1 protein-coding gene is annotated in these 3,045 nt (G+C 42.7%); it reads left to right on the top strand.

Features of this window, described 5'->3' with window-relative positions; translation table 11 throughout:
- The first annotated feature begins 260 nt into the window (after window positions 1–260).
- Window positions 261–2,501 (top strand): monovalent cation:proton antiporter family protein, encoded by a 2,241-nt coding sequence (locus tag ACO1R6_RS19935; RefSeq protein WP_486266865.1) that lies wholly within the window; start codon window positions 261–263, stop codon window positions 2,499–2,501.
- The last annotated feature ends 544 nt before the right edge of the window (window positions 2,502–3,045 follow it).

Here is a 3,045-nt window from a genome sequence, read left to right on the forward strand (position 1 = left end):
CCGATTTTAGCCTTACGGCCCGTTTTCTTCTTTCCAGTATTCAGCCCAACGCTCCTTAATTTTAGCATTAATAATAAGCAGGTTCCTGTTTACAGTTGTTAATATTCCGGACATTTTAAGTATTAAATATAAACGGAATAGTAAGTTAACCAGCAGCAGGAGGTTTTAGCGGTAAGCATATTTTGCTGCGTTTGCATTTATTTTAACGGGTATTTTTACCTGTTTAATTGTATTATTACTTAGCTGTAAGAAAATATTATATGACACATGTTCCTCAACTGATTGTTGATCTGGCTTTTATACTGGGAGCGGCAGGCATTACTACCCTGCTTTTTAAGAAACTGAAGCAACCCCTCGTGCTGGGCTATATTATTGCGGGGCTGTTGGTAGGGCCAAATTTTCCGTTTTTCCCTTCTATTGCCGAAGTAGAAAGTATACAGGTTTGGGCCGAAATTGGGGTAATATTTTTGTTGTTTAGCCTGGGCCTGGAATTTAGTTTTAAAAAGCTGGCCAAAGTAGGCGGTACGGCCTCTATAACCGCAGTAACCGAAGTAGTAGGTATGTTATTACTGGGCTACATTTCGGGGCAGTTGTTGGGTTGGTCTTTTATGGATAGTATTTTCTTGGGGGGGATATTATCGATTTCGTCTACTACCATTATTATCCGGGCTTTTGATGAGTTGGGGGTAAAAAGCCAGAAATTTGCCGGCATTGTGTTTGGTATTTTGGTGGTCGAAGATTTAGTGGCTATTTTATTATTGGTGTTGCTTTCTACCGTGGCCGTGAGTCAGCAGTTTGCAGGTGCCGAAATGTTAACCTCTATTGTGAAGTTAGCTTTTTTCCTGTCGGTGTGGTTTTTGGGCGGAATTTATTTAATTCCTTCTTTTCTGAGAAAAGCCAAAAGGTTAATGAACGACGAAACCTTGCTGGTCATTTCGGTAGCACTCTGTTTATTAATGGTGGTTTTAGCAACCAATGCCGGTTTTTCACCGGCTTTAGGCGCCTTTATAATGGGGTCTATTCTGGCCGAGACCATTTACGCCGAAAAAATTGAACACCTGACCAAATCGGTAAAAGAGCTATTTGGGGCGGTGTTCTTTGTGTCGGTGGGTATGCTCATAGACCCCAAAGTGCTGTTAGACTACGCCGGACCCGTAATCTTAATTACCTTAATCACTATTTTGGGCAAGGCCCTTACCAGTACCATTGGCGCACTGGCTTCGGGACAGCCTTTAAAACAATCTATCCAAACAGGGCTTAGTCTGGCCCAAATTGGCGAGTTCTCTTTTATTATTGCTACGTTGGGTTTAAACTTGAACGTAACCAGCAAATTTTTATATCCCATTGCCGTAGCGGTATCGGCGCTTACCACGTTTAGCACCCCCTTCCTGATTCGCTATTCAGAGCCTTTTTACAATTTTGTGGAAAGCAATTTACCCGAAAGCTGGAAAAAGTTTTTAACCAATTATAGTGCCGGCGCCCAAACCATTAGCAGCGTAAGCGATTGGCAATTGGTTTTGCGCTCGTTTGCCCAGCCCATTATTACCAACTCGGTGGTGCTCATCAGCATTATTTTGCTCAGCATAAATTTCCTGGTGCCATTTATCGCCGATATTATTCCGGATAACCGCTGGGGTAATTTTATATCGGCTTTAATTACCTTAATGTTTATGGGGCCGTTTATTTATGCCTTGGGTATTAAACGCATTAAAAACCGGGCTTATTCGCGGTTGTGGCAAGATAAAAAATACAGCCGGGGCCCGTTAGTAGCTATGGAAGTAGCCCGGATTGCTTTAGCCTTATTATTTGTGGGTTTCTTGTTAGACCAATTATTCTCGATTAAAGTAGCCCTTATTTTTGCAGCTGTTCTCATTGGGGTAATATTTCCTTTATTCCGGCAGCGCTTGCAAAAAACCTACGACCGCATTGAGCAACGCTTTTTAACCAATTTAAACGCCCGCGAAGATGCCGGACCCGTTAAAAAATTGTTGCCCTGGGATGCGCATTTAACCCAGTTCGATGTAAGCCCCGAATCGGCTTACGTGGGCAAAACCCTGGCCCAATTGGCTTTCCGGGAAAGGTACGGCGTAAGCATTGCCCAGATAGAAAGAGGCCGGCTTACCATACCGGTGCCGCGCGGCAACGAAATGTTATTCCCCGGCGATAAAATTACCGTTATTGGCACCGACGAACAGCTCAGCAAATTTAAACCTTTTGTAGAAGTAGAAGGCCCCGAAGTAAATGCCAGTGCGCCCCAGCCAGAAGTGGGCCTGCGCCAATTGTTAGTAGATGCTAAATTCCCTTATTTGGGTAAAACCATCCGCGAATCGGGTATCCGGGAAAGAACCCACGGCTTAATTGTAGGGATTGAGCGCAACGGCGAAAGAATTCTTAACCCCGATCCGGCTACGCAATTCCAGATCGGTGATATTGTGTGGCTGGCCGGCGATAAAAGCCTGATCCGCGGGATTGTGCAAAATCCTTTGGTAAAGGCAAGTTAACCCCATAAAATACCGAATCTTATTAAACCAGCTGCACACCAGAAAAATACTCTTTTTGTCTGGTTGCAAGCATCTATTGAGTAGAAAGTAAAGTAGGTAAAAGAAGTTATTACTTTTTTACCGGTAAGGCCTTTTAACCAATAGGTTCTTACAAGATGACAACTCTAACAGTATAGTGTATACCAATAATATATAATCTGGATAATCCAAAAGAGCACGACTACTAACCTGTGCCGGCAATATTTAAGCGCAAAAAATATTTGCTTAAAAGAGAGAAGGCAATAGGCAGTTAAGAGCGTGTTTAAATTTTATCAAACGATTAAAGAAGCGGATTAAACTTGCCTCTTTCGCCCAGTGATCTCCGTCATTCCCAAAGAATCTTATAGGTTACCTAATCAGAAGATTCTTTGGGAACGACGGATTTGGAATGATTCTACTAAATTTAAACTTACGCTAATAAGCAAAGTTCAGCTTACCAGTAAACGGATTGGTTTTATTTGGTTGTTTCCAGTGGGTAAAACCTTTGGTAATTGAGCAGACCCGC

Source organism: Adhaeribacter sp. (genome assembly GCF_057359045.1).